At 46.6% G+C, this 21,847-nt stretch carries 21 protein-coding genes; 19 read left to right on the top strand and 2 right to left on the bottom strand.

The features are described from left to right. From V7126_RS18735 to V7126_RS18645, 19 genes are all read left to right on the top strand, one after another. On the top strand, positions 1–72 hold a 72-nt coding region (locus tag V7126_RS18735; protein WP_335498417.1), incomplete at its 5' end, for a hypothetical protein. Between the two features lie 70 nt (positions 73–142). Then, positions 143–400, top strand: a complete 258-nt coding sequence (locus V7126_RS18730) for a DUF3243 domain-containing protein (RefSeq protein WP_046132856.1) — start codon at positions 143–145, stop codon at positions 398–400. A 231-nt stretch (positions 401–631) separates the two neighbouring features. Continuing rightward, positions 632–1,423, top strand: a complete 792-nt coding sequence (locus V7126_RS18725) for a YmfK family protein (RefSeq protein ID WP_046132857.1) — start codon at positions 632–634, stop codon at positions 1,421–1,423. A gap of 17 nt (positions 1,424–1,440) precedes the next feature. Beyond that, complete coding sequence (locus V7126_RS18720; protein ID WP_335498323.1) at positions 1,441–2,346, top strand: helix-turn-helix domain-containing protein; 906 nt, start codon at positions 1,441–1,443, stop codon at positions 2,344–2,346. Positions 2,347–2,408: 62 nt separating this feature from the next. Then, a complete protein-coding gene (gene pgsA / locus V7126_RS18715) occupies positions 2,409–2,990 on the top strand; it encodes a CDP-diacylglycerol--glycerol-3-phosphate 3-phosphatidyltransferase (protein WP_046132859.1) in 582 nt (193 codons plus the stop codon). A gap of 19 nt (positions 2,991–3,009) precedes the next feature. Then, entirely contained in the window at positions 3,010–4,260 is a 1,251-nt protein-coding gene (locus V7126_RS18710) for a competence/damage-inducible protein A (protein ID WP_046132860.1), read from the top strand. 184 nt (positions 4,261–4,444) lie between these two features. Continuing rightward, entirely contained in the window at positions 4,445–5,491 is a 1,047-nt protein-coding gene (gene recA / locus V7126_RS18705) for a recombinase RecA (protein ID WP_046132861.1), read from the top strand. A gap of 344 nt (positions 5,492–5,835) precedes the next feature. Further along, positions 5,836–7,395 carry a ribonuclease Y gene (gene rny, locus V7126_RS18700; RefSeq protein ID WP_046132862.1) on the top strand — a complete coding sequence of 520 codons (1,560 nt, stop codon included), beginning with the start codon at positions 5,836–5,838 and terminating at the stop codon, positions 7,393–7,395. 85 nt (positions 7,396–7,480) lie between these two features. Further along, positions 7,481–8,278, top strand: a complete 798-nt coding sequence (locus V7126_RS18695) for a TIGR00282 family metallophosphoesterase (RefSeq protein ID WP_046132914.1) — start codon at positions 7,481–7,483, stop codon at positions 8,276–8,278. Positions 8,279–8,480: 202 nt separating this feature from the next. Beyond that, positions 8,481–8,741 carry a stage V sporulation protein SpoVS gene (gene spoVS / locus V7126_RS18690; protein ID WP_003181955.1) on the top strand — a complete coding sequence of 87 codons (261 nt, stop codon included), beginning with the start codon at positions 8,481–8,483 and terminating at the stop codon, positions 8,739–8,741. 103 nt (positions 8,742–8,844) lie between these two features. Then, positions 8,845–9,759 (top strand): dipeptidase, encoded by a 915-nt coding sequence (locus tag V7126_RS18685; protein ID WP_046132863.1) that lies wholly within the window; start codon positions 8,845–8,847, stop codon positions 9,757–9,759. A 124-nt stretch (positions 9,760–9,883) separates the two neighbouring features. Continuing rightward, entirely contained in the window at positions 9,884–10,927 is a 1,044-nt protein-coding gene (gene tdh / locus V7126_RS18680) for an L-threonine 3-dehydrogenase (RefSeq protein WP_099047105.1), read from the top strand. Between the two features lie 15 nt (positions 10,928–10,942). Then, positions 10,943–12,118, top strand: coding sequence for a glycine C-acetyltransferase (locus tag V7126_RS18675; protein WP_046132865.1), 1,176 nt, complete (start codon positions 10,943–10,945; stop codon positions 12,116–12,118). 131 nt (positions 12,119–12,249) lie between these two features. Further along, positions 12,250–13,779 carry a tRNA (N6-isopentenyl adenosine(37)-C2)-methylthiotransferase MiaB gene (gene miaB, locus V7126_RS18670; RefSeq protein ID WP_046132915.1) on the top strand — a complete coding sequence of 510 codons (1,530 nt, stop codon included), beginning with the start codon at positions 12,250–12,252 and terminating at the stop codon, positions 13,777–13,779. Between the two features lies 1 nt (position 13,780). Beyond that, entirely contained in the window at positions 13,781–14,212 is a 432-nt protein-coding gene (locus tag V7126_RS18665; RefSeq protein ID WP_046132866.1) for a RicAFT regulatory complex protein RicA family protein, read from the top strand. Between the two features lie 191 nt (positions 14,213–14,403). After that, complete coding sequence (cotE, locus tag V7126_RS18660; protein WP_046132867.1) at positions 14,404–14,952, top strand: outer spore coat protein CotE; 549 nt, start codon at positions 14,404–14,406, stop codon at positions 14,950–14,952. Between the two features lie 111 nt (positions 14,953–15,063). Continuing rightward, positions 15,064–17,670, top strand: coding sequence for a DNA mismatch repair protein MutS (gene mutS / locus V7126_RS18655; protein WP_046132868.1), 2,607 nt, complete (start codon positions 15,064–15,066; stop codon positions 17,668–17,670). A gap of 16 nt (positions 17,671–17,686) precedes the next feature. Continuing rightward, positions 17,687–19,576, top strand: a complete 1,890-nt coding sequence (gene mutL / locus V7126_RS18650) for a DNA mismatch repair endonuclease MutL (protein ID WP_046132869.1) — start codon at positions 17,687–17,689, stop codon at positions 19,574–19,576. Positions 19,577–20,168: 592 nt separating this feature from the next. After that, on the top strand, positions 20,169–20,315 hold the full coding sequence (locus tag V7126_RS18645) for an ArpU family phage packaging/lysis transcriptional regulator (RefSeq protein ID WP_231947455.1): 147 nt from the start codon (positions 20,169–20,171) through the stop codon (positions 20,313–20,315). Positions 20,316–20,419: 104 nt separating this feature from the next. Here V7126_RS18645 and V7126_RS18640 read toward each other — a convergent pair whose 3' ends face one another. Both V7126_RS18640 and V7126_RS18635 read right to left on the bottom strand, forming a co-directional pair. Further along, positions 20,420–20,578: a hypothetical protein gene (locus V7126_RS18640; protein ID WP_157759333.1), complete on the bottom strand. Its 159-nt coding sequence runs from the start codon at positions 20,576–20,578 to the stop codon at positions 20,420–20,422. Continuing rightward, entirely contained in the window at positions 20,575–21,681 is a 1,107-nt protein-coding gene (locus V7126_RS18635) for a Rap family tetratricopeptide repeat protein (protein ID WP_046132870.1), read from the bottom strand. The genes V7126_RS18640 and V7126_RS18635 overlap by 4 nt, the downstream gene beginning before the upstream one ends. Positions 21,682–21,847: the final 166 nt, after the last annotated feature.

Genomic DNA, 21,847 nt, shown 5'->3' with positions numbered 1-21,847 from the left:
TTTCTGCTTTCGGAAAAAGCGTCATATATCACCGGCCAGATTTTATCGGTAAACGGAGGCTGGCATTGCTAAAACAATGTATAGTTTATGATCCCTCAGATAATAATAAGGCTGTAACTTTAAGAGAATGGAGGGGCCTGATATGTCCGTACTGGATAATTGGGATCAGTGGAAAAACTTCTTGGGCGACCGTCTCAACTACGCCCATGAAAAAGGAATGTCAAACGAAACCATCTCGGATCTTGCTTATGAGATCGGCGATTACTTAGCCGGTCAGGTCGATTCAAAAAACCATCAGGAAAGAGTGCTCGCAGATCTGTGGAGCGTAGCTTCTGAAGATGAGCAGCGCGCGATTGCGAACGTGATGGTCAAGCTTGTTGAAAACAACGGCTCGCATTGAGGAGAGAGTGTGTTCACTCTCTCTTTTTATACGTTTACTTTGTTTTTTTCGGTTTCTTCCAGCGGCCGGAAGGGTAAAAAAGATTTAGAGGGGGGCAGATTGCAGCGCCCGATTTTGGGAAACGGACGTTTTTCTTATTTAATCACATATTCTGCTTTCTAATTGAGACAAAATGCTTTATGATAAAGGAAGGTAAATTTTTGCCACGATGATGGATAGGGAGGTTATCATTTGGCAAAGCTCGAATGGTATTTAGAATACGAAATCCAAGTCAACCGTCCCGGACTTCTGGGAGATATATCCTCTTTATTAGGTATGTTATCGATTAATATTGTCACAATTAACGGCGTTGATACGTCAAGAAGGGGCCTTTTGTTAAAATGCCGTCATATAGATCAAATCAAACGTCTCGAATCCATTTTAAACACGATGGAGACGATTAAGGTTACAAAGCTGAGGGAGCCGAAACTGAGGGATCGCCTCGCCGTAAGGCACGGACGCTACATTCAGCGGGATGCCGATGACAAAAAAACGTTCCGCTTTGAACGCGACGAGCTCGGGCTGCTTGTCGATTTTATGGCCGAACTGTTTAAAAAAGACGGGCATAAGCTGATCGGAATCCGAGGAATGCCGCGTGTCGGCAAGACGGAATCGATCGTGGCCGCGAGCGTGTGCGCCAGCAAAAGGTGGCTGTTTGTGTCTTCAACGCTTTTGAAACAAACGATCAGAAGCCAGCTTGTCGCTGATGAATACAACACGGAGAACGTCTTTATACTGGACGGAATCGTGTCGACGAGAAGAGGATCTGAACGACATTTGCAGCTCGTCAGTGAAATCATGCGGCTGCCCGCGACAAAAGTCGTCGAGCATCCGGATATTTTTGTGCAAAATACGGAATATACAATGGATGATTTCGATTACATTATCGAATTGCGTAACAGCCCTGATGAGGTTATTACATATGAACATGCCGAGGAACCGCAAATGTTTGACCATACTGGTTTTTCTGGCTTTGATTTTTAAAATGGAAGGTGTTTGTTGTGACTGAACTAGGAAATCGGCTCAAAGAAGCCAGAGAGGAAAAAGGGATGTCGTTAGACGACCTTCAGGCGGCAACGAAAATCCAGAAAAGGTATTTGACGGCGCTTGAAGAGGGAAACTATGACGTTATTCCGGGAAAGTTTTATGTAAGAGCTTTTATTAAACAGTACGCTGGAGCCGTCGGACTGAACTCAGAGCAGCTGTTTGAAGAGTTCAAAAAGGATATCCCTGACTCCTACAATGACGAGGTTTCTGATAAGCTTTCTTCGATCAAGCCTCAGAGGGAGCTTCCGGGGCCCGCCTCCAAAGCGCTTGAGCTTTTGCCTACACTGCTTGTCTCGGCAGGCGTGATTGTCGTGATCGCGATCATTTATGTCATTGTCCAGGCCGTGATGGGCGGAGGAAATGAAAATTCCGCCGAACAGACGAAAACGGAAGAGACAGAGAGCAAGTATGACGTCTCAAAAGATTCGCCGCTGAAGAATGAAAATCAAAAAAACGCGGACAACGAAAAATCAGGCGCTGAAGATAAAAAAGACGACGACGCCCAGAAAGCCGCTGACAAAAAAGAGCTGACCATCAAGGCCGCAGACAGCCAGGGCTCTTCCACAACCTATGAAGTATCGGGAGCCGACAAGCTTGAGCTTGAGGTGACAACGACCGCGGATTCATGGGTCAGGGTGCGGGACGCGAAAGGAACCTCCCTTAAAGAAGGCATGATGAAAAAAGGAGATTCCTTTCAAAAAAATATTACCGACCAAGATCAGATCGAATTGCGGGTCGGATATGCGCCTGGCGTAGAAATCAAAATCAACGGAAAGGTTCTTTCCTACGAACTTGATCCGAAGAATGTGATGACACAAAACATAACGATTGAAAATAAAAAGGAGAAAAAGTCATCTTAACTGCCCGGATGACTTTTTCTTTCGTCCATCAGCAATAAAACGATACATAATGGAGGAACTCTATGTTTAACTTACCGAATAAAATTACGCTTTCGAGAATCGCCTTAATTCCTATTTTCATGATCATCATGCTCGTTCCGTTCAATTGGGGGTCGCTGTCTTTCGGAAACGAATCGATTCCGGTCGCACATCTGATCGGCGCTCTTTTGTTCATCTTCGCCTCGGTTACCGATTGGGTTGACGGCTATTATGCAAGAAAGCTGAAACTCGTGACGAATTTCGGGAAATTTCTCGATCCTCTGGCGGACAAATTGCTCGTGTCTTCTGCTTTGATCATTTTGGTCCATTATCACCTTGCACCGGCCTGGATGGCGATCGTCATCATCAGCCGGGAGTTCGCCGTGACGGGACTCCGCCTTGTGCTTGCGGGGACTGGCGAAGTCGTCGCTGCGAATATGCTTGGAAAGGTAAAAACGTGGGCGCAGATCATCGCCATTTCGGCTCTCTTGCTGCATAATCTTCCATTTGAGCTCGTCTCGTTCCCGTTCGGCTCTCTCGCGCTATGGGTGGCCGTCTTTTTCACCATCGTATCCGGCTGGGATTATTTCGCCAAGAACTGGGATGCTTTAAAAACATCGAACTAAACATAGGGAAGTGGATAACATGAAACTTGAAAGAAAAGCTGAAATCATCGCCGTCGGTTCAGAGCTTTTGCTCGGACAGATCGCCAATACGAACGCTCAGTTTATCAGCAAGCATTTGGCGGAAATCGGAATCAACGTTTTTTATCATACAGCGGTCGGAGACAACCCTGAACGCTTGAAACGGGTCATTCAAACCGCGCAGGAAAGGTCTGATTTCATTATCTTCTCAGGGGGTCTTGGGCCGACGAAAGACGATTTGACAAAAGAAACGATCTCCCGGGTCATCGGGCGTCCCCTTCAGCTTGATGAGGAAGCATTTCAATCGATTGAAGACTATTTCAAAAAAACGAACCGGACGATGTCTCCGAACAATCGAAAGCAGGCGCTCGTTCTCGAAGGTTCGGATGTGCTGCCAAACCGGTTCGGAATGGCTCCGGGGATGCTGCTTCAGCATGAATCGCGTTTTTACATGCTGCTTCCGGGGCCCCCGAAGGAACTTGAGCCGATGTTTGAAAACGAAGCGAAGCCGCTGATTTTGGAAAAACTCGGTTCAAAGGAGAAGATCGTCTCAAGGGTGCTGCGCTTCTTCGGAATCGGTGAATCCCAGCTTGAAACGGATTTGGAAGACCTTATCGATGCGCAGACGAACCCGACGATCGCCCCTTTGGCGGCAGATGGGGAAGTCACCCTCAGGCTGACGGCAAAACACGCCGATCCGGCTGAGACGGAGCGCCTTCTAAAAGAAACGGAAGACCGCATTTTAGAGCGCGTCGGCGAGTTCTTTTACGGATACGATGATACATCGCTTGTCGAAGAGCTTGCGAAAGCCTGCGTCCGCAAAGGACTGACGCTGTCTGCCGCGGAAAGCTTTACAGGAGGGCTTTTTTCCAGCTGGCTGACGGAATTGAGCGGGGCCTCCGAATACTTCAAAGGCGGCGCCGTCTGCTACACAAACGAATTGAAAGTGTCAGCGGCCGGCGTTTCGGAAGACACGCTGCAGCGGTACGGTGCGGTCAGCGCGCAATGCGCAAAGGAGCTTGCAGCGGGTATCAGAAGCAAAACCGGAAGCGACATCGGCATCAGTTTTACCGGTGTGGCCGGTCCGAATACGCAGGAAGGGCATCCCGCCGGGAAGGTATTTATCGGCATCTCGGTCGGCGGCAAACCGGAGGAAGCGCACGAGTTCATGTTCGCGGGCTCAAGATCGGCCGTCAGGAAGCGTTCTGCCAAATACGGCTGCCATCTGCTCCTGCACATTTTGGGTAAATAAGCGATAATTCCGTTTTCGGAGAATCTTCCTTTTAAAAAAAGACTGCTTTCGCTCTTTGCAAAATGATTTTTTATCGTTTAAAATCCGCTGAAAAAAATCGAATATGCGTTCGCTTTTTTCTTGGCAAATCCGAGCAAACAAGGTATAGTAGATATAGCGGAAGTGATAAAGGAGGAAAAAACAGATGAGTGATCGTCAGGCAGCCTTAGATATGGCGCTTAAACAAATAGAAAAACAGTTTGGAAAAGGTTCCATCATGAAACTCGGAGAACAAACCGAGACGAGAATTTCAACCGTTCCGAGCGGCTCTTTAGCGCTCGATACAGCCCTCGGGGTGGGCGGATATCCGCGCGGACGGATTATTGAAGTATACGGCCCTGAAAGCTCCGGTAAAACGACGGTGGCGCTTCACGCGATTGCCGAAGTTCAGCAGCAGGGCGGACAGGCGGCGTTCATAGACGCCGAGCACGCGCTTGATCCCGTTTACGCGCAAAAATTAGGGGTTAACATTGACGAGCTGCTGCTGTCCCAGCCTGACACGGGGGAGCAGGCACTTGAAATTGCTGAAGCGCTTGTCAGAAGCGGAGCCGTTGACATCGTCGTCATCGACTCCGTTGCGGCGCTCGTGCCGAAGGCGGAAATCGAAGGAGACATGGGAGACTCGCATGTCGGGCTGCAGGCCAGACTGATGTCCCAGGCGCTGCGGAAGCTTTCCGGAGCAATCAATAAATCAAAAACGATCGCGATCTTTATTAACCAGATCCGCGAAAAAGTCGGCGTCATGTTCGGAAACCCTGAGACGACCCCAGGGGGAAGAGCCCTGAAGTTCTATTCTTCCGTGCGGCTTGAAGTGCGCCGCGCCGAACAGCTCAAACAAGGCAACGACGTCATGGGGAACAAGACGAAAATTAAAGTCGTGAAAAACAAAGTGGCGCCTCCATTCCGGACGGCCGAAGTAGACATTATGTACGGCGAAGGAATCTCCAAAGAAGGGGAAATCATCGACCTTGGAACAGAGCTTGACATCGTCCAAAAAAGCGGGGCATGGTACTCCTATCAGGATGAACGCCTTGGACAGGGCCGCGAAAACGCGAAGCAGTTCCTAAAGGAAAACAAAGATGTGCTTTTGATGATCCAAGAGCAGATCAGGGAGCATTACGGCTTGGATAACAACGGTGTTTCGGCTCCAAAAGAAGAAGAGGAAGACATTCAGGAAGAGCTCGAATTTTAATTTTAAGGCTGCCGGCTGGCAGCCTTTTCTTTTTCTTTCGCAAATCCGCCGTCCCCTTCCAAAAATCTCCGGCCTGTTGCCGATTCAGCGGATGTATGTCCGGTGGATTGCTCATATCTTTTGAAACGTTAAGATCGTAAGCTTGACAAGTATTTGCCACACAATTACAATGAAATTGTATCACTTGTTTTTCTTAACATGATTGATAAACATTTAAACTTGACAAGGGCTGTGAAGCTTCTTCATTCCCTGTGAAGGTTCTGTATGTTGAGAAGAAAGTACAATGTACATGCCGACACTTACTTTTAGCAAGAAACAAGTTCATAGCAAGAGGAGGTGAAAGTATGAGTCCATTAACCATTCTCATCTCCATTTTGCTGAGCCTATTCTGTTTAGTTGTTGGCTACTATGTTCGTAAAATCATTGCCGAAGCAAAAATTTCAGGTGCGCGCAACGCAGCCGAACAAATTCTTGGAGACGCAAAGCGGGATGCTGAAGCGTTGAAAAAAGAAGCCCTTCTTGAAGCAAAGGACGAGATTCATACGCTTCGGATAGAAGCTGAACAAGAAGTTCGTGAAAGACGAAATGAGCTTCAAAAACAAGAAAACCGTTTACTCCAAAAGGAAGAGAACCTTGACCGAAAAGATGAATCGTTAGATAAACGGGAAGCGATGTTGGAGAAGAAAGATCATTCTCTGAATGAACGACAACAACATATTGAAGAGATGGAAAGCAAAGTGGATGAAATGATTCGTAAGCAGCAGTCGGAATTGGAGCGTATTTCAAGTCTGACGCGTGATGAAGCGAAGCAAATCATTCTGGATCGGGTTGAAAAAGAGCTTTCCCATGACATCGCGATCATGATGAAAGAAACTGAAAATCGTGCGAAAGAAGAGGCTGATAAAAAAGCGAAAAATATTCTTTCATTGGCTTTACAGCGCTGTGCGGCTGATCATGTGGCAGAGACGACGGTTTCCGTTGTCAACCTTCCAAATGATGAGATGAAAGGCCGTATTATCGGACGTGAAGGGCGAAACATCCGTACGTTGGAAACATTGACTGGAATCGACCTTATCATTGACGATACGCCGGAAGCCGTTATCCTTTCAGGATTTGATCCGATCAGGCGCGAAACAGCAAGGATCGCTCTTGATAAGCTCGTTCAGGATGGCCGCATTCATCCTGCCAGAATCGAAGAAATGGTTGAGAAATCCCGCCGTGAAGTGGATGATTATATTCGCGAAATGGGCGAACAGACGACGTTTGAGGTAGGAGTCCACGGTCTTCACCCCGATTTAATCAAAATACTCGGCCGCTTGAAGTTCAGAACAAGCTACGGACAGAATGTACTAAAACATTCCATGGAAGTGGCATTCTTGACCGGACTAATGGCTGCTGAGCTTGGAGAAGACGTTACGCTTGCGAAAAGAGCGGGCCTTCTTCACGACATCGGGAAGGCGATTGACCACGAGGTGGAAGGAAGCCATGTCGAAATCGGCGTGGAACTGGCCACCAAGTATAAGGAGCATCCTGTCGTTATCAACAGTATCGCATCACACCACGGGGATCAGGAGCCGACTTCCATCATCGCCGTGCTCGTGGCCGCAGCCGATGCGCTGTCAGCCGCAAGACCTGGCGCAAGAAGCGAAACGCTCGAAAATTATATTCGCAGGCTTGAAAAACTGGAGGAAATCTCCGAGTCCTACGAAGGTGTTGAGAAATCGTTTGCGATACAGGCCGGACGGGAAGTGCGGATCATGGTGAAACCAGACTCGATTAACGATCTTGAAGCCCATCGTTTGGCGCGGGATATTCGAAAACGAATTGAGGACGAGCTCGACTACCCTGGACATATTAAAGTAACCGTCATCAGGGAAACGAGAGCCGTTGAATACGCAAAATAAAGTGGTGCGCATGCACCACTTTATTTTTTTGTTTCCTTGTGTAACACTATTAAAGAAACCTATTGAAAAAAGAAAGGGTCAAAGCATGAGAATTTTATTTGTTGGAGATGTCGTCGGTTCGCCCGGCAGAGAGATGATTAAAACGTATTTGCCAAAACTGAAGCTGAAATATAAACCGCACGCCGTCATCGTGAACGGGGAAAACGCAGCACACGGGAAAGGAATCACCGAAAAAATTTATCATCAGCTCATTCAAGCGGGTGCCGATGTCATCACCATGGGAAATCATACGTGGGATAAAAGGGAAATATTTGATTTTATCGATAGCGCTCCGCAGATCGTCAGGCCCGCCAATTTTCCTAAAGGCACGCCTGGCAAAGGAATCGCTTACATCAAAACAAACGGCAGCAAGGAACTGGCTGTAATCAATTTGCAAGGCCGTACATTTCTGCCTCCGATCGATTGTCCGTTTGAAAAAGCGGACGAATTGATTGAAGAGGCTTCTATAAGAACGTCGTATATTTTTATCGATATGCATGCCGAAGCGACGAGCGAAAAGCAGGCGATCGGCTGGTATACGGACGGACGCGTTTCGGCTGTTGTCGGAACGCATACACACGTGCAGACGGCGGACAACCGCGTCCTTCCAAAAGGGACGGCTTATATTACCGACGTCGGCATGACAGGTCCTTATGACGGCATTCTCGGCATGGAGCGGGAGACGATCATCAAACGGTTTAAGACGAGTCTCCCGGTACGTTTTGAAATCGCCGAAGGCCGTACGACGTTAAGCGCGGTTGTCATTGATATCGATGACCAAAGCAAAAAAGCGGTTAAGATCGACCGGATATTAATCAATGATGACCACATGTTTTTCGAATAGAAGAACGAAAAATCATTTTAGAAAAATATTAAAAAGAAAGCAGGAATATCCCGGTCTTTTCGTGAATATAGTAAAAATGGAAGGTACCCTGCTATTTTTGAAAAGCAATTAAAAGGGGATGGCTTTTTCAAATGGCAATATCTAACAATGATTGTTCTAATGAACACTCACTTATCCATTGTAAAATTAAGGGGGAGCAGGAATGGAAATATTAAAGGTTTCAGCAAAATCAAATCCAAACTCGGTTGCAGGTGCGCTGGCGGGAGTTTTGAGAGAACGAGGGGCTGCAGAAATTCAAGCAATAGGTGCCGGAGCATTGAACCAAGCGGTAAAAGCGGTTGCGATTGCCCGGGGATTTGTGGCGCCCAGCGGTGTTGATCTGATTTGTATTCCGGCTTTTACGGACATTCAAATTGACGGTGAAGAGCGGACGGCGATCAAATTAATTGTAGAGCCTCGCTGATAGAAAAAGAATGTATTGATTTCATATGTTTCAACCTGCTTACACATGTAAGCGGGTTGTTTTTGGTTTGGCTTTAAAAAATCTGTCATGGGAGGGATCGGTCGTGAACATTTTCGATGCCCATTCAGATTTGCTTTTGAAGCTTTGGAAAAATCCGCGGCTTAATGAATACAGCGATACTTCGCTGCAAACGCCGGTCAGTGCGCTATTAAACGGAAAGGCAAAGGTTCAGTGTCTGGCCATTTTTCTGCCGGATACGGTGCCGGCGAATCTGCGCCTTGAAATGGCGCTCGTCCAAATTCAGCTGTTCTATGAAAAAGTCGCAAAATATGAACGAATCAAACTGATCAAAAGCAAGTCAGACATCGATTCGCTCAAATTTGATGAAACAGGGATTATCTTAACGATGGAAGGGTGCGAACCGATATCGAAAAATGTAAGGCTGTTTGATATCTTTTTTCAGCTCGGCGTCAGAAGCTTCGGTTTGACATGGAATTGGGCCAACGTGTTTGCTGACGGCGCCTTGGAAAAGAGAAATGCAGGTCTTACGCAATGGGGGGAAAAATTGATCAAGATCGCCAACCGGCACCGGGTTTGGACGGACGTTTCCCATTTGTCGGAAAAAAGCTTCTGGGATACGGTTGCCCTTGCAAAATACCCGATTGCCTCCCACTCGAATGCGTACAGCCTTTGTCCGCATCCGCGAAATTTAAAAGATGATCAAATCAAGGCGCTGATCAAGAAAAACGGGGTCATCGGCATCACCTTTGTTCCCGAGTTTATAAATAAGACGCCCCGCATAAAAGACATTCTTTCGCATATCGACCATGTCTGCTCTTTGGGCGGTGAACGGCATATCGGATTCGGCTCCGATTTTGACGGGTTCGATAAGGTGATTCCGGGGCTTGAAGCCTACAAGGATTACGACAATCTGATCCATGCATTGGAGCGCCATTATTCTGCAAGACAAGTCAGACGGTTTCTCTATGAAAATTTCATCAGCCGGATTCCGTTTTAAAAAAATATTCCATATTTTTCAGAGGGTGTTCAGATGTCCATGCCACATGTACATCGATATTTACCGATGTATAAAATCGTGCTACAATCCTATTGTAAAGCGATTTGGCAAAGGGGGTATGTTCATCATGAGCGGAAAAATGAAAGCGCTTATCAAGACGCCGGGGGAGCCGGGAGCTGTTTGTGATCTTGTTCCGATACCGGAAATCGGCCAGAACGAAGTGCTGATTAAAGTCAAAGCCGCGTCGATCTGCGGGACTGATGTGCATATTTATAATTGGGATGAATGGGCGAAAAACAGAGTAAAGCCGCCATATGTTTTCGGCCACGAATTTTCGGGCGAAGTAGCGGCGGTCGGGGAAAATGTTTCATCTGTCAAAGAAGGCGATTTTGTATCGGCGGAAACGCACTTCGTCTGCGGCAAATGCATTCCGTGTCTGACGGGAAAACAGCATGTGTGCAGCAAGACGATGATCCTCGGTGTTGATACAGATGGATGCTTCGCCGAATATGTGAAGGTGCCCGAAAGCAACATTTGGAAAAATCCGCCCGGCATGCCTGAGGATCTTGCTTCCATTCAAGAACCGCTCGGAAATGCCGTTCATACGGTTCTGTCAGGCATTGCGGCCGGATCGAAAACGGCTATTGTCGGCTGTGGACCGATCGGCTTAATGGCAGTCGCTGTAGCAAAAGCAGCCGGCGCTTCACAAGTGATCGCCATAGATAAAAACGAGTACAGGCTCGAACTGGCCGTGAAAATGGGGGCAACGGCTACGATTTCGATCGAAAAAGAAGATCCGCTTAAAAATGTAAGCGTTTTAACAAATGGGGAAGGCGCAGACCTTGTATGCGAGATGTCAGGCCATCCGACCGCGATCTGCCAAAGCTTAAAAATGGCGGCAAATGGAGGGAGGGTTCACATTTTAAGCCTGCCTGAGCATCCGGTGTGCATCGACATGACCAATGACATCGTCTTTAAAGGCCTTACAGTTCAAGGGATTACCGGCAGAAAAATGTTTGAAACGTGGCGGCAGGTGAGCGGCTTGCTCCATTCAGGAGCCATACAGATCAAGCCTGTCATCACCCACCATTTTTCTCTTGAGGAGTATGAAAAAGGCTTTGAGCTGATGAGGAAAGGACAGTGCGGCAAAGTCATACTGATACCATAGAAAGGAGAGATCGATATGAAAGAATTCACATTTTTACAAAAAGAGCTCGACACGATGAGGGAGCAGGGCACATTTCAAGAGCTGCCGAAGATCGAATCGTGTCAGGGACCGATTGTCAGGATGAAAGGAAGAGATATCATTCAGCTGTCCTCCAACAATTATCTCGGCCTCACCTCTCATCCGCGGCTCAAAAAAGCAGCCGTTGATGCAGCCGAGCGGTTTGGGGCGGGAACCGGCTCAGTCCGGACCATTGCCGGAACGTTCACGATGCATGATGAGCTTGAGAAAAAACTGGCCGGCTTCAAGAAAACGGAAGCGGCGCTCGTTTTTCAGTCCGGCTTTACGGCGAATCAGGGCATCCTCTCCAGCATTCTCACAAAAGACGATATCGTGATTTCGGATGAATTAAACCACGCCTCCATCATCGACGGGATCAGGCTCACCAAAGCAGGGCGGAAAGTCTATGAACATGCGAATATGGAAGACTTGGAAAAAATCCTGAAAAAATCAATGAGTTACAGAAACAGGCTCATCGTTACGGACGGCGTGTTTTCCATGGACGGGGACATCGCGCCGCTTCCGGACATTGTGAGGCTCGCAGAGCAGTACGATGCATTTGTCATGGTCGATGACGCGCACGCGTCCGGCGTACTCGGCGAAAACGGGCGCGGGACGGTACATCATTTCGGCCTTGACGGAAAGGTGCATATCCAGGTCGGCACCCTGAGCAAAGCGATCGGCGTTTTGGGCGGATATGCCGCAGGTTCAAAGGTGCTCATCGACTATTTGAAGCATAAAGGAAGACCGTTTCTGTTCAGCACCTCCCATCCGCCGGCAGTGACGGCGGCATGCATTGAAGCAGTCAACGTGCTGATGGAAGAGCCGGCATTGATCAAAAGGCTTTGGGACAACACGGCATACTTCAAAAAAGGACTCGAAAACATCGGCCTTCCGCTCATTCAAAGCGAGACGCCGATCACGCCGATTTTAATCGGCGATGAAGCGGAAACATGCCGTTTTTCTGCTACCCTGTTTGAACTTGGCGTGTTTGCGCAGGCAATCGTATTCCCGACGGTTCCGAAAGGCAAAGCGCGCATCAGAACGATCATGACTGCGGAGCATACGAAACAAGACCTTGACAAAGCGCTCGACATCATCGAAACCGGCGCCCGAAAATCCGGACTGCTTTAACGCTTAAAAACAAAGCAAATTACCATTGATAATCATTTTCATTTAGTGTACAATAATGGGTTCTGGGTTGTGCTGACAGCCGAGAACCTTTATACTGTAGGGTGGAGCTTTGTTTGAAAGGAGAAAAAAACATGAATGAGAAACAGCGAACTGAAAGCGGACAGGTCAATCCATCGGACAAAAAATCCGAGAAGGATTACAGCAAATATTTTGAAGCTGTGTATGTTCCGCCTTCATTAAAAGATGCAAAAAAACGCGGCAAAGAAGCCGTTAAATATCATAACGATTTTAAAATATCAGAGCAGTTCAGAGGCATGGGAGAAGGACGGAAGTTTTACATCCGAACGTACGGCTGCCAGATGAATGAACACGACACAGAAGTGATGGCCGGGATTTTCATGGCGCTCGGCTATGAGCCGACCGACTCGACTGAAGATGCAAACGTCATCTTGCTTAACACATGCGCGATCCGGGAAAACGCGGAAAACAAAGTGTTTGGCGAAATCGGCCATTTAAAAGGTTTGAAAAAGGATAACCCCGATTTGATACTGGGCGTCTGCGGCTGCATGTCCCAGGAAGAATCAGTCGTCAACCGGATTTTAAAGAAACATCCGTTCGTCGATTTGATTTTCGGTACACACAACATTCACCGCCTTCCAGAACTTTTGTCAGAAGCATATCTGTCAAAAGAAATGGTTGTTGAAGTGTGGTCTAAAGAAGGAGACGTTATTGAAAACCTGCCGAAAGTCCGCCACGGAAAAATCAAGGCATGGGTCAACATCATGTACGGCTGCGACAAGTTCTGTACGTACTGCATCGTACCGTACACAAGAGGAAAAGAGCGCAGCAGACGTCCTGAAGACATCATCCAGGAAGTGAGAAGGCTTGCGGCTGAAGGCTACAAGGAAATCACGCTTCTCGGGCAAAACGTCAACGCCTACGGAAAAGATTTTGAAGACATGGAATACGGCCTCGGTCATCTGATGGATGAGCTTCGTAAGATCGACATTCCGAGAATCCGCTTTACGACAAGCCACCCGCGCGATTTTGACGACCATCTGATCGAGGTGCTTGCAAAAGGCGGGAACCTCTTGGATCATATCCATCTTCCTGTTCAATCCGGAAGCTCTGACGTCCTGAAGCTGATGGCGCGCAAATACGACCGTGAGCGCTATCTCGATCTTGTCGCCAAAATTAAAAAAGCGATGCCGAATGCTTCTTTGACAACCGATATTATCGTCGGCTTCCCTAACGAAACGGACGAACAATTTGAAGAAACGCTTTCTTTATACAGGGAAGTCGAGTTCGACAGCGCCTATACGTTCATTTACTCGCCTCGCGAAGGAACGCCGGCTGCGAAGATGAAAGACAATGTTCCGATGCGGGTCAAAAAAGAGCGGCTTCAGCGCTTAAATGACCTGGTCAACGAAATTTCCGCGAAGAAAATGAAGGAATATGAGGGGCAGGTTGTCGAAGTATTAGTAGAAGGTGAAAGCAAAAACAATCCTGATATTCTTGCCGGCTACACACGAAAAAACAAGCTTGTAAACTTTAAAGGACCGAAAGAAGCGATCGGCAAGCTTGTCAACGTAAAAATCCACCAGGCGAAAACGTGGTCGCTTGACGGAGAAATGGTGGGAGAAGCAATCGAGGTGAATTAAGATGACTCTTTACACGAAAAAGGATATCGTGGAAAAAGCGCGCGAGCTTGCAAAAATGATTGCAGAAACCGAAGAAGTCGACTTCTTCAAAAGGGCTGAGGAACAAATTAACGAGAATGCCAAAGTCTCAAATCTGATCAATCAAATCAAAGCTTTGCAGAAACAAGCCGTCAACTTTAAACACTACGAAAAGCATGAGGCATTAAAGCAAACGGAAGCGAAGATCGATGCGCTTCAGGCAGAGCTTGATGACATTCCGATCATCCAGGAATTCAGAGACTCCCAAATGGAAGTCAACGACCTTCTTCAGCTCGTTGCTCACACGATATCAAATCAAGTGACAAACGAGATCATAGCGTCAACCGGGGGAGACCTTCTGACGGGAGAAACCGGATCAAAAATCAAAAACTCACAACCCAGCTGCTCACTATAAAAAAGGCGCCTTTTTAGGCGCCTTTTTTTTCGCCGTGCCGGCTTATTTTTTAAGTCAAGTTTATCCTCGTTGCTGCATACACTTAAACAGATTCATTAAATGGGTGCTTTATTTTGTTTTCTTCTTAGCGCGCACGTGAGACAAATGCCCAGCATAAGATAATACGAGGAAAAACAAGGAGGCATGACCGAATGTCTGAATACAGGGAAATTATAACAAAAGCGGTAGTCGCGAAAGGCAGGAAATTTACCCAGTCCACACATACGATCTCCCCTTCGCAAAAGCCAACCAGCATACTGGGCGGTTGGATTATCAATCATAAGTATGACGCCGAAAAGGTCGGGAAAACGGTTGAGATTGAAGGGACATACGATATCAACGTATGGTATTCGTATGCCGACAACACAAAAACGGAAGTTGTGACAGAACGCGTTTCCTATGTCGATGTCATCAAGCTCAGATACCGTGACAAAAACTACTTAGACGATGAACACGAAGTCATTGCGAAGGTGCTTCAGCAGCCGAACTGTCTTGAAGTGACGATTTCCCCGAACGGGAACAAAGTCGTTGTTCAGGCCGAAAGAGAATTTTTATCTGAAGTCGTCGGCGAAACGAAAGTCGTCGTCGAAGTCAATTCCGAATGGACGGAAAGCGATGAAGAAGAGGCATGGGAAGAAGAGCTTGATGAGGAATTGGAGGAGATTAATCAGGAGTTTTTGGTCGGAGATCCGGAAGAATAAAAGGAAACTAGGGAGACGCCGCCCTAGTTTTCTTTTTTTTCGGAAGGAATGTTTGTGGTATAATCGTTCTTGGAATCAATAGAATCGAGAGATACATAATGGGGGATTAATATGGCAGGCTACACGCCGATGATACAGCAATATTTAAAGATCAAGGCAGAGTATCAGGATGCCTTTTTATTTTTTCGTCTCGGTGACTTTTACGAGATGTTTTTCGAGGATGCGAAAAAGGCGTCACAGGAGCTTGAAATCACATTAACGAGCAGAGACGGCGGATCAAGCGAGAGAATCCCGATGTGCGGAGTTCCTTACCATTCCTGCTCATCTTATATCGAACAGCTGATCAAAAAAGGCTATAAAGTGGCGATCTGCGAGCAGGTAGAAGACCCGAAGGCGGCAAAAGGAGTCGTCAAAAGGGAAGTGGTTCAGCTCATTACGCCGGGAACCGTCATGGACGGAAAGGGCATTCACGAAAACGAGAACAACTTTATCGCGTCTGTCAGCGATTTTCAGCATACATACGGCCTTGCCTTTTCAGATTTGACGACCGGCGAGAACTTAGTGACGGCGATTGAAAGATTTGATGATGTCGTTTCCGAAATTTACTCCGTCGGAGCGCGGGAAATCGTCGTCTCCAGCCGGATCGGAGAACAAGAGAAAACGGTTTTAAAAGAACGCTGCGGAGCGACGATTTCCTTTGAAGACGAACAGGCAAATGAGACGCCTGACATCGTAAAAGATCTGCCTTCAAAAGAGCTTGTTGATACATTCATGAAGCTGTACACCTATTTGAAGCGCACGCAAAAGAGAAGCCTTGACCATCTTCAGAAGGTAGAGCCTTACGAATTAGAAGAAGCGATGAAGATCGACCTTTATTCGAAGCGGAATCTGGAGCTGACGGAGACGATCCGCTCCAAAAATAAAAAAGGCTCGCTTCTCTGGCTTCTCGATGAAACGAAAACGGCTATGGGCGGCCGCCTTTTAAAGCAATGGATCGACCGGCCGCTGATCAGAAAAGGGCAGATCGAAGAGCGCCAGGAGATCGTCGAAACGCTGATCGCCCATCTGTTTGAACGGGAGGATCTGCGCGAGCGGCTGAAAGAAGTGTACGACCTCGAACGGCTTGCCGGCCGGGTCGCATACGGAAACGTCAACGCAAGAGACTTGATCCAGCTGAAAGAATCGCTAAAACAAGTCCCGGCGATTAAAGATCTAGTCGCTTCTCTCAATCATCCAAAGGCAAAAGCGCGTGCTGAAAAAATCGATCCGTGCGGCGATTTGCTTGAGCTTTTGGAGGAGGCGCTCTACGAAAATCCGCCGCTCTCATTAAAGGAAGGAAACTTGATAAAAGACGGCTACAACGCAAAGCTTGACGAGTACCGGGATGCGAGCAAGAACGGAAAAGACTGGATTGCAAAGCTCGAGCAGGAGGAGCGCCAATACACAGGCATCCGTTCGCTGAAAGTCGGCTTTAATAAAGTATTCGGTTACTATATCGAAGTGACGAAAGCGAACATCCATCTTCTCGAAGAAGGCAGGTATGAACGGAAGCAGACACTCGCAAATGCTGAACGCTATATCACGCCTGAGCTGAAAGAAAAGGAAGCGTTGATTCTCGAAGCGGAAAACAATATTTGCGAGCTCGAATACGAGCTGTTTTCCGGGCTTCGCGATCAGGTGAAAGAATATATTCCTCGCCTGCAGCGGCTGGCGAAAATGATGAGCGAGCTAGATGTTCTGCAATGCTTTGCGACGATCAGCGAAAACCGCCATTACGTTAGACCTGAGTTTTCCGAAGACGTCGTTCAGGTTGTCGACGGACGGCATCCGGTCGTTGAAAAAGTGATGGACAGCCAGTCGTATGTACCGAACAGCTGCGAAATGGGCGAAGGCAGACAAATGCTTTTGATTACAGGACCGAACATGTCAGGTAAAAGCACGTACATGAGACAAATGGCGCTGATTTCCATTTTGGCGCAAATCGGCTGTTTCGTTCCCGCGAAAAAAGCGGTTTTGCCGATCTTTGATCAGATTTTCACGAGAATCGGCGCAGCCGATGACTTAATTTCGGGACAGAGCACCTTTATGGTGGAAATGCTTGAAGCGAAAAACGCGATCGTCCATGCAACGAAAAACAGCTTGATTTTATTCGATGAGATCGGGCGCGGGACATCCACATACGACGGAATGGCGCTAGCCCAAGCGATCATCGAATATGTGCATAACCATATCGGCGCAAAAACGCTTTTCTCCACGCACTACCATGAGCTGACATCTCTTGAAGAGAAGCTTTCCGACCTGAAAAACGTTCACGTTCGGGCGGAAGAATACGAGGGGAAAGTCGTCTTCCTTCACCAAATTAAAGAAGGCGCTGCAGACAAAAGCTACGGGATCCATGTCGCCCAGCTTGCGGAGCTCCCCGACGATTTAATCAGCCGGGCCAAAACGATTCTGCAAGAGCTTGAATCAGGCGCAAAAGAACCGGCCGTTTCCCAAGCCGTTCCAGTTCAAGCGGAAACAGCCGAAAAATCTCAGGCGCCTGCGGTTGAGCCGGCGCAGCTGTCCTTCTTTGAGACGGACAAGCCGCAGGAAAAGCAGGCCAAGCTGTCCAAAAAAGAACAGGGTGTGCTTGACGAATTTAAGGCGCTGAATCTGCTTGATATGACGCCTTTACAAGTGATGAATGAGCTGTACAGGCTGCAAAAAAAATTAAGATAAAGAGAGGTGACCGCACTTGGCAAAAATTGTTCAGCTTCCCGACGATTTATCAAATAAAATCGCGGCGGGAGAAGTTGTCGAAAGACCGGCCTCCGTCGTCAAAGAGCTTGTTGAAAATGCGATTGACGCAAACAGCTCGGTGATCGAAATCGATGTCGAAGAAGCAGGGCTTTCTTCCATCAAAGTTCTTGACGATGGCGAAGGGATGGATGCGGAAGACTGCAAAACGGCTTTTTTGCGCCATGCCACAAGCAAAATCAAGGATGAAAACGATCTGTTCCGCGTCAGAACGCTTGGGTTTCGCGGAGAAGCTTTGCCAAGTATCGCGTCTGTCTCACATGTAAGCATCAAAACGAGCACAGGGGAAGGCGCGGGAACCCATCTGACGCTTCAGGGAGGAAGAATCATCTCCGAGCAAAAATCGTCAAGCAGGCGGGGAACCGAAATTACGGTGTCCAATCTGTTTTTCAATACACCGGCAAGGCTGAAGTATATGAAAACGATCCATACGGAGCTCGGCAATATTACAGACGTCGTCAACAGAATCGCCCTCGCGCATCCGGAAGTGTCAATCAGGCTGCGCCATCAAGGGAAAACCTTGCTGCAGACAAACGGAAACGGAGATGTCCGCCATGTGCTGGCGGCGATATATGGTACGGCCGTCGCAAGAAAAATGATTCCGCTTCATGCGAGTTCCCTCGATTTTGAAGTGAAAGGCTATATCGCGCTCCCGGAAATCACGAGGGCTTCACGGAATTACATGTCATCTGTCGTCAACGGCAGATACATTAAAAATTTTCCGCTCGTCAAAGCGATTCATGAAGGCTACCATACGCTGCTTCCAATCGGGCGGCATCCGATCACATTTATTGAAATCAACATGGACCCGCTTCTGGTCGATGTCAACGTGCATCCGTCAAAGCTCGAAGTCAGACTGAGCAAAGAGACCGAGCTCCATGAGCTCCTTCGCGACGCCATCAAAGACGTCTTCAAACAGCGGCAGCTCATTCCTAGTGTACAGACGCCGAAAAAAACGGCGCCGCCCATCATCAAACCCGAGCAGCAAAAGCTGGACTTCGACAATCGGCCTGAACCGGCTGATGAGCCAAAGACAGAACGGGAAACAGCTCCGGCCTACTCACCGATGAAATTAAGCTCGGTTGTCAAGGAAGCGCCGATCCAGACGGAGGAAAGGGAAGAAAGCATCGCACAGGAAGCGCCGCCCGAACCGCCGGAAATCGAAGTCCGCATGCCGGATGAACAGGATGAAGCGCCTCTGTATATCGAACAAGAGCACGAGGAAGAGGCGGTCGAGCCGAAAGAGCGCGTCCCGATCATGTATCCGATCGGCCAGATGCACGGCACGTACATTCTCGCCCAAAACGAAAACGGCTTGTATATCATCGACCAGCACGCCGCACAGGAGCGGATTAAGTACGAATACTTTCGCGAAAAAGTCGGGGAAGTCGAACCCAATGTCCAGGATCTCCTCGTTCCTTTGACACTGCACTACTCAAAGAACGAAGCGATCATCATCGACGAGCACCTGGAAGACCTTGCAAAAGTCGGCGTCTTTCTAGAATCATTCGGTGCAGGCAGCTATATCGTCCGCTGCCACCCGACATGGTTCCCTAAGGGCGAAGAAACGACGCTGATCGAAGAAATCATCCAGCAGGTTCTCGATAACCGGAACATCGATATCAAAAAATTGCGCGAAGAAGCAGCGATCATGATGAGCTGCAAAGGCTCCATCAAAGCCAACCACCACTTGCGCGACGACGAAATCCGAGCCCTGCTCGACGAACTCCGCCGGACGTCCGACCCCTTCACATGCCCGCACGGACGCCCGATTATCATTCATTATTCGACGTATGAGATGGAGAAGATGTTTAAGCGGGTGATGTAGGGAATAAGTTTCGAGTATTACGTTTTTAAGTGTGAGGCACTATGTGTCTCACCTTTTTTTATTTATGTCATGAATTATTGTTGAAATAACGTTTTACAAGAGTTTTTAATCAACGGGGAAGGCCGGGGTCTTGTTGGCAAGCTAGCAATGGATGTACTGCGGGAAGTTTATACGGATACCAATACTTATAATTTAAGCGCTGCATCAGTTGTATGGAAAATTAAAGAGGAAGGCTGTTCGAAGTTTTATTAAATAGTCCTATATTTATAAATAGTGAAGTGTAATGAAGTGTTTAAATTTTCCACCTTTAGCGTGCCGTCGATAAGAAGAAAGTTAGGGAGCTGAACCTATTTCGTACGGGTGTTCTGTTATAAGGATTCTAAAAAGGTTCGGATTACGGAAGGGATTTAAAAAGGGGCACTTCCCGCAGGGAAGATGCCCGCGACTTACTGCTGGAAATGAAGGATCATCAAAGCGAATTTTCAAGGGAGCTTATCTTTTCCCTCGATTGCGCGATCACATTCTTTTAATAGAATTAATTAAAGGTTAGCCAAATGGAAAGGGCACTAAAACAAAGACTTGATGTTATGAATTGCAGATCATAAAGGCCAAGTATCTTTCTTCAAAGAAAATCAAGGATATTGAGATTTATATGGAGATGGGGCTGAAAAAGGACAAATATTATCAGATCAAGCGGCAGGCCATGTATAACCTTGCGATAGCTCTCGGGATTATTTAAATGTGGGTTTTATAAAAGAAAAACGGGCATTAAGCCCGTACATCACACTTAACATTTAATTCTCAGCCCATTACCTACAGTTATTCATAACTTTGAGGCGTTGATTAATCAAATACAGCTCTACTCGCTATATTCACATTATGTGCCGCTGAATATTCAGAGTTTTTCCCCGCTGCAACTTTATCATGAGAATGAGTTGAAACAGAGCTGGTCATAATGACTGATAATGTTAATGCGGTAAAGAAAATAGTCAATTTTTTCACTGTAATTCCTCCGTCACTTTAAAGATTTGGTTTTTAGCATGAATGACTTTATCAAGATAAATCACAGTTTTACTATCCTCGCCTTTTTGTCTGAAATAATCCGCAACATCTTGAGCGAAGTCCTCTACATCTGGCCATAATTTTAAAGATTCAAGATATTGAATATTTTCATCTACAATAGTCAGATCTTCATTTTCATATAGAGCTTCAATGATCTTGAGTTTTGCATGATACTCGTCATTTTGCTTTTCATCTGCCATTATATTTCCTTGCTCCAGATAGTGACGGGCTTCTTCTTTTGCGCCGATTTTGTAGAGAACTCTTGTTAAATCCGAGATGGAATTAACTCCTACAGATGAGGAAAGATGTTCAGGGATGGCGATGGCTGCTTTGAGATTCTCTTCCGCTTTGTTGTAAATTTTTCTTAAAGCATAGCTTATTCCAATATTATGATATGCTTTCCCGGTTAATGCGTGATCCTCGATTTTCTTTGCACCTTCTAAAGCTTTCTGATAATGGGCCTCAGCTTCATTATAACGGAATAAATCAATTTTGTTTGCTCCTAAAACCATTTCACAATTAATTTTCCGTTTTATGTATAATTCATGAGCTCTGAATGTTTCGAGTGCAGTTTCAGCATGTCTAAGGGAAAAGATGTTTTGTTTGATATAGTAATAGGCGATGGACAGTCTGTAGTGAAATTCTGCGTTCTCAATTTCATCAGGAATTTGTTTAAGTTTGTTTTCTGCAATTTGGTAATAGTTAATGGCTTTAATGTAATTCTTGTTATGAAATTCATTCTGTCCCGAAAAAAAATAGAAATAATACTGAATGACAGCATCAGTTTTTTCTATACCCTTCTTTTGACTTTCAAGCTTTTTGAAAACCTTCTTAGATTCGTTGAAATTTTCTAACATCATTTTGTGTCGAAAATCTAAAAGATTGAAATATATAAGTAAATCCTGATCTTCTTCCATATTCGGTAAAGTATGTTCAATTTCATCCTTCATAGCCACAGCTTGATCAACATTTTGTTGTCTAATCAAGGTGTACCAGTGATTTAGCATCTTCGCAACTTTTTCAGATGCAATTTTCGTCTCCAATTTCCACCAATCCTTTCGTGTGGTTGATTTAAAATATTCAAAAAATGAAAGATATACATTTCCTTTTTCTGTATATCTTTCATTTTACAGAAAGGATCATTTTTTGACAATGATTTTCCTTTTTTGGAATTCGGAAAAAGTCTGTCTAGCATGTTAGGTTTTAAGA

The sequence above is a fragment of the Bacillus sp. JJ675 genome, from assembly GCF_036963165.1.
GTDB lineage: Bacteria > Bacillota > Bacilli > Bacillales > Bacillaceae > Bacillus > Bacillus glycinifermentans.
Note: the sequence above shows the minus strand (reverse complement) of the source record. Positions and strands in the feature narration are given on the sequence as shown.